General features: G+C 69.1%; 7 protein-coding genes and 2 pseudogenes. 3 read left to right on the forward strand and 6 right to left on the reverse strand.

Annotated elements, in window-relative coordinates; all coding sequences use genetic code 11:
* Positions 1–758: C40 family peptidase (locus tag J1C73_RS27040; RefSeq protein WP_207318683.1), on the forward strand; the 758-nt coding region annotated here is incomplete at its 5' end.
* Between the two features lie 41 nt (positions 759–799).
* Here the strand turns inward: J1C73_RS27040 and J1C73_RS27045 are convergent.
* From J1C73_RS27045 to J1C73_RS27060, 4 genes and pseudogenes are all read right to left on the reverse strand, one after another.
* A complete protein-coding gene (locus J1C73_RS27045; protein ID WP_207318684.1) occupies positions 800–1,207 on the reverse strand; it encodes a RidA family protein in 408 nt (135 codons plus the stop codon).
* A 59-nt stretch (positions 1,208–1,266) separates the two neighbouring features.
* On the reverse strand, positions 1,267–2,160 hold the full coding sequence (locus J1C73_RS27050) for a helix-turn-helix domain-containing protein (RefSeq protein WP_207318685.1): 894 nt from the start codon (positions 2,158–2,160) through the stop codon (positions 1,267–1,269).
* 263 nt (positions 2,161–2,423) lie between these two features.
* On the reverse strand, positions 2,424–2,642 hold the full coding sequence (locus J1C73_RS27055) for a DUF397 domain-containing protein (protein WP_307797807.1): 219 nt from the start codon (positions 2,640–2,642) through the stop codon (positions 2,424–2,426).
* Positions 2,639–2,992: pseudogene (locus J1C73_RS27060) on the reverse strand (DUF5753 domain-containing protein); the annotation flags it as partial. The gene J1C73_RS27055 and the pseudogene J1C73_RS27060, both read right to left, overlap by 4 nt.
* 109 nt (positions 2,993–3,101) lie before the next feature.
* Here J1C73_RS27060 and J1C73_RS27065 point away from each other — a divergent pair.
* Positions 3,102–3,722 (forward strand): RraA family protein, encoded by a 621-nt coding sequence (locus J1C73_RS27065; RefSeq protein ID WP_207318687.1) that lies wholly within the window; start codon positions 3,102–3,104, stop codon positions 3,720–3,722.
* Positions 3,723–4,054: 332 nt separating this feature from the next.
* Here J1C73_RS27065 and J1C73_RS27070 read toward each other — a convergent pair whose 3' ends face one another.
* Together J1C73_RS27070 and J1C73_RS27075 are read right to left on the reverse strand one after the other, a co-directional pair.
* The gene (locus tag J1C73_RS27070; protein ID WP_207318688.1) at positions 4,055–4,882 is read right to left on the reverse strand and encodes a M55 family metallopeptidase; all 828 of its coding nucleotides are present in this window, start codon (positions 4,880–4,882) and stop codon (positions 4,055–4,057) included.
* Between the two features lie 23 nt (positions 4,883–4,905).
* Positions 4,906–5,115 (reverse strand): annotated as a pseudogene (locus J1C73_RS27075) (IS5/IS1182 family transposase); the annotation flags it as partial.
* 337 nt (positions 5,116–5,452) lie between these two features.
* Here J1C73_RS27075 and J1C73_RS27080 point away from each other — a divergent pair.
* Entirely contained in the window at positions 5,453–5,731 is a 279-nt protein-coding gene (locus J1C73_RS27080) for a hypothetical protein (protein ID WP_207318689.1), read from the forward strand.
* The last annotated feature ends 107 nt before the right edge of the window (positions 5,732–5,838 follow it).

The following is a 5,838-nucleotide window of genomic DNA, read 5'->3' on the forward strand; positions in this document are numbered from 1 at the left end:
TCGCCGCCGCGCAGTACCGCTCCGGCGGCATCGACCCCTCGGTGCAGCTCTTCCTCGCCTCGGACCCGGACAGCTTCCTCGACCAGGCCTCCGCGCTGGACCAGCTGACGGCCAAGCAGACCGAGTCGCTGACGAAGATCCAGAGCAAGCAGCGGACCCTCGCGCAGGAGCGCAAGGAGGCCCAGGACAAGCTGAACGACCTGGCCGACGTCCGCAAGACGCTCGGTGCGAAGAAGAAGCAGCAGCAGGGCAAGCTCGCCGAGGCCCAGAAGGTGCTCAACACCCTGACCGCCGCCGAGCGCCAGCAGATGCGCGACGACGAGGCACGCGCCAGCAACGCCGCCAGCGACAAGGTGCGCGCCAGCCGGGGCACCGGTGACCGGGTCGAACTCGGCAAGGAGGCCCCCGCGTCCGCCCGCGGTGCGGCCGCCCTCCAGGCCGCTGCGTCGCGGATCGGTATGCCGTATCAGGCGCGCGCCACCGGCCCCGGCGCCTTCGACTGCTCGGGTCTGACCCAGTGGGCCTACGCCCAGGCCGGTGTCCAGATCACCCGCACCACGTACACCCAGATCAACGAGGGCACCCGCATCGGGCAGAGCCAGCTGAAGCCGGGCGACCTGGTCTTCTTCAACGGCAACACGCACGTGGGGCTCTACGCGGGCGGCGGCAACGTGCTCCACGCCCCGTACCCGGGCGCCTTCGTCCGCTACGAGTCGATGAGCACCATCGGGTCCATCGTGGGCGCGGTGCGCATCTGATCACGCCCTGACGGGCGAACTTCCGCGCCCGTATCGGCTTCTCAGGGCAGCATCGCGGTGAGATCCACTTCCACGAGCTGCCCTGTGAAGCCGAGTTGGGACACGCCGAGCAGGGTGCTGGCAGTGGTGAACGCCGGTCCGAGGGCCGAGTCGGTGAGTCGCTGCCAGGCGGTCCCCAGGACGGCCCTCTCGTCGCTGCGCACGTAGATCACCGAACGGACGACGTCGAGCGGCCGGGCGCCCACCGCCGCGAGGGCGGTCATCGCGTTGGCCACCACCTGATCGATCTGGTCCTCAAGAGCCCCTTCGCCGACGAGCGCCCCACTGCCGTCGAGCGGGCACTGGCCTGCGAGGTAGGCCGTCCGGCCGGCCTCGACGACGGTGATGTGGTGATAGCCGGGCGTCTCGTGCAGAAGGGCGGGGTTGATGCGGGCAATCTTCGCAGTCATGCCGGTGAGTCTGACGGACCCGAGCCCCGACCGCATCGCCATTTCCCCGAGCTGCCGCGTCAGGCCGACGCCGCCTGGCTCTGCGATGCGGCGCATCCATCGCAGCAGCCCGGTTCGGGGGCTCTGAACGCGCGGTCGCAGTCGTCGCAGTTCTGGAGCGGCACGGCTCGAAAGGCGGCAGGGAGCGAGCGCCCCGGCGGGAGGAGCGCCGTGAGCCGGTGCCGCAGCAGCTTCGCCGGGAACCTCAGTGGGTGAGGCAGGTCCGCCGTGAGGGCGTGACGTACGGCGGCGGGCGAGGCGTCCCGCTCGAACCAGGCCGCGACGGCAGGCGCCAGGTACGCGATGTCGGCCTCGGTGAGCACGAGTTGGGGCGCCTGGTGCCGCAGCCCGGCGAGCAGTGCCGCAGCGGTGTGCAGGAGCTGGGGCCTGGGGTCCAGGGGCGTCGGGAGCGGCGGGGGCGGCGGCTTCTGCGCCGTGGGTACGGGCACGAGCCGGGGCGCGATGGCCTCTGCGGGCGGCTGCGGCTGAGGTGGCGCCGGTGCTGCGGGTGCTGGGGTCGGAGCCGGGTGACCGGCCGGGCGCCTGGGCTGCTGTTCCTTGCCGAGGGCGGCGGCTTCCGGATGGTTGTAGGACACCGTGCGCGTGTGGACCCGGCCGTCCGGTCCGCGCTGCCTGGTCCGCTTCAGGTAGCCGAACTCCTCCAGCTCACGCAGGGCGGAGGCGATGCGGTGCTCACTGTCCGGCAGCCGCTCGACGAGGGTCTTGATGCCGACCCTGGCACCGGGCGGCAGCGACTGGATGTGCACGGCGAGGCCCCTGGCGGCGAGGGAGAGCTCCTCGTGCTGGCTGAGGTGATTGCCCACCACGGTGAAGCCGCTGGTGTGACGGATGTTGACATGCACCACACCGGCGGACGGGGCAGGAGAGGGCGCGATAATCTGCTGGGTATCCATCGGGAAGCTTCTTCTTCCTCGTTGGTCAGGCCCTCGTTCGGGATTGCTGTCCCGCCGGGGGCCGTCTCATGTCTGAAGTTTGGTGCGGCGAGCATATGCCAGGCAACCGGTGCCAAATCCAACTCAGTTGGGAAACCTCACCCGTGCGGGTGACGGGCCCGCCGGGTGGGGTCGGGGTGGTGAAATTTCTTTACCCAAGTGCTTTAAAGCCTTTTACGTCGTGGGTTACCGCGACGCGGGGGACCGGGTCGCGGCTCGTCGTTTCACCGGGACGCGGATTCCTGCGATCCGGTGCGGGTCAGCCCCGGCGGGCGTGCGTGACGAAGGCGGACCAGGCGGCCGGAGCGACGTCGAGGGGAGCCCTGGACGTTCTTGGAATCGCGGACGTGGACGATGGTGGGGCAGGCGGCCACCTCGATGCACTCGCCGCCACCGCCACTGCTGTAGCTGCTCTTGAACCAGCGCAGTTGCTCGGCGTTCATCGCTCTCCCAACATCTTCTCGATCGCGGCCAGAGACTCCCTCGGCGTGAGGGCTGCCGACTGGATCGTTCCATAGCGTGCAGCCAGCACACGGACCTCCTCCAGACCGGTGATCAGCCGGGGATACGTGTGGATCTCCAGGTATGCAACCTGCTGCCGTCCCTTGGGTGTGACCAGGGTGAACGGGCCGTCGAGGCTGGGCTGTTCCGTGCGGTCCAGCGGCATCAACTGGAGCTGCACCGTGCGGAGCCCACCGATGTGCAGCAGCTTCTGCAATTGCTCTCTGTGCACGTTCCGGCCGCCGATGGGACGGATCAGCACGCTCTCGTCCAGGACGAAGTGGAAGGTGGGCAACTGTGTGCTCAGTGACGGGTCTATCCAGTTGACCGGGAAGCCCGTGGACCGTGGAATATCGGGGCCCGTCTCGGTTCCGGGGGGCGGCACCGAGCGGAGGATGCGCATGTACGACGTCAGCGGCTTCAGGGACATCTCACCGACCACTCTCGCCGACATCCTGGGGCGCGGGCAGGTCATGGACACCGGGATTCGCCCCCTGTGGCCGTCGCAGCGGGTCGCCGGGCCGGCGTTCACCGTGCGGTGCCCTCCGGGGGACAACCTCATGCTGCACGCGGCCATTCATCGCGCCGAACCCGGTTCGGTCATCGTCGTCGAAGCGGGCGATGTGGAGTACGCGTTGGCCGGCGGGAACATGTGCGCCGTGGCGCAGCGCCGGGGGATCGCGGCGTTCGTGACGAACGGAGTGCTCAGGGATCTCGCCGAGCTGCGGGAGCTGGGCTTTCCCGTCTTCGCCCGGGGCGTCATCCCCTTCCCGGGGGCCAAGAAGGCCGTGACGCCGCTCAACGAACCCGTGCGGTGCGGCGGGGTGACCGTGGCGGCCGGGGACATCGTGGTCGCCGACGAGGAGGGCATCGTCGTCACGCCGGGGGCCCGGCAGGAGGACGTGCTGCTCGACGCCCGTGCGAAGGTGGCCAAGGAGGCGGCCGAGACCCTCGACGAGTGGGAGGCGGCGCACCTCGCCCGTATCGACAAGATCCTCGCCGCCAACGGCTACGAGGGCTGACGGGGCCGGAGGACCCGCACGGGCGGCCGGGACGGCATGGCGAAAAAGGTGTGAGCCTCCGTGCCGCGGGCTCGGCAGCCTGCGGCATGAACGCCCGCAGTCGTCAGGACTCTTGAGAACAGGCGCTGTTGCCGGAATGACCGGTTGAGAGCCGATACCGCGTACCACGACGAGATGTGCGAGCGGTTCGCCGCCCAGGCAACGCACAGTGCCTACAACGCGTACACCGATCGCCCGGCCATGCTGAAGCTGGCCGGTGACGTGAGCGGACTACGGGTCGTGGACCTCGGGTGTGGGGCGGGCCACCTGGGAGCCGCGCGCCACGGGAGGCGTCAGCCGGGCTTGATGGTGGAGAGCTGGGCCATCAGCAGGGCCAGCCGGTAGGCCTCGGCGAAGTCGGTGGCGGTGAAGGCGATCGTGCGGCCGCCCCCGGCGCGTGAGACGCCTGGTACGAGCAGGGCCAGGTCGACCGAGGAGCCGCTGTAGAGGTCGACCTCCACCGCGATCGGCCCGTCGAGCGTCAGCGGTGAGACCTGGGCGCGCCGCGTCACGGCCTCGGCGGCCGCCCGGCGCAGGCGCTCCCGGGCCTCCTCGGGGTGCAGGGCGATCGCGGCGCCCTGGCCGAGTGCCTGCTTGACCGCGACGGTGGCCGCCGAGGGGACCAGGTCGAGGAGTTCGGCGCAGGCGGCGTCGTCGCCACTGAGCAGGACCACCGGCACGCCGAGGTGCCCGGCCATGGCGGCGTTGAGGCCGGTCTCGCCCATGGACCGCCCGGCCACGCGCACGTCGAGGAGCTCGCCGTTCATGGTGTGCGCCAGCACGGCGGGGCCGGAGCCGGACCGTGCGTGGTAGCCGATCAGCAGCACGGCGTCGGTGTCCTCGTCGAGCCCGCCGAGCATGCCCAGCGGGCGCGGCTTGCCGCGTACCAGGTGGGCCCGCCGGTCCAGCTCCTCCGGCAGCAGATTGCGGAACGGGCCGTGTGCGTCGGCGACCAGAACCGTCGCGGTGGGCTCGGCATCGAGGACGCCGGCGATCACGGCGTTCGTCTCGGCCGTCATCAACGCCCTGCTGCGCGGGTAGTCGTAACCGTCCGGACGCGTCTCGGCGGGATGCACGATCCCCGAGATGCCCTCCATGTCGACTGAGATCAGAACCTTCATGGAACAGGGAGTCTAAACAACGGCTAACACAATGAGTTGATCTGTCGGCGGGTGATCAGGCAGCAGGCCGGCTTGAGGAGGGCTTCGTGGATGTCTGCTCGTCGTTCCCAGCGGATACGGATGCGGAGGCGTTTGAAGCCGTGGAGCCAGGCGAAGGTGCGTTCCACGAACCACCGGTAGGTGCCCAGCCCGGTGCCGTGGAGTGTGCCGCGGCGGGCGATGGCCGGCACGATACGACCACACGATGGTTGTCACCAAGTGGGCTGGCAACAATACGTACCTCACCTACCACACTCCCAGCGTGCACAACAGAAGCCTCAAGAAGATTCTTCACAAATACCCTCGGGCCTGGTTCTATGCCCACCGGACCTGAGAAGCTGACGGCCAGTGCACCTTGGAGGGGCTATGACTAGGCGACGCACGCGCGTAGCAACCATTGCGTTGCTCCTTACCGCGGGTTGTGGCACCGGGGGCACCTCTGATGACGGCGGCGCCTCTGGTAGTAGCAAGCCGCCCTCTGGGGCCCCGGATGCAGTCAAGCGCTACGTCAAGGCCCTCAACGACCGTGACGTGAAAGCCCTCCTTGAGGTCGGGGCCGCCCCCGACGAGCCCTGGTCACGGAAGCAGGCGGACGAGATCGTTCGAGCCAAGGGCGGCAAGGGGCTCACGATCACGGATGTGCCCATCCAGTACGACCAGATGGGCAACTACATGGGCAAGGTCGCCCTGACGGCTTCTGCCAGCGAGGAGCGCCCGCTGCGGGAGACGGTTGACCTGGTACACGAAAAGAATAGTTGGCACGTCGTTCTGTTCGAATGGCCAAGCAAGAAGGAAACCTCGGCGCCGTAGCCTCTAACCTTGCCGTTTCAGCTGGGGTTGCTGGGTGGCTGAGCGAGGTTGTTTGAAGCCGTGTCGGCCGGTGGACATGGTGAGGACCCGGCGCGGTGGTCGGGTTC

The sequence above is a fragment of the Streptomyces laculatispora genome (assembly GCF_017353455.1).
GTDB classification, from domain to species: Bacteria; Actinomycetota; Actinomycetes; order Streptomycetales; family Streptomycetaceae; genus Streptomyces; species Streptomyces laculatispora.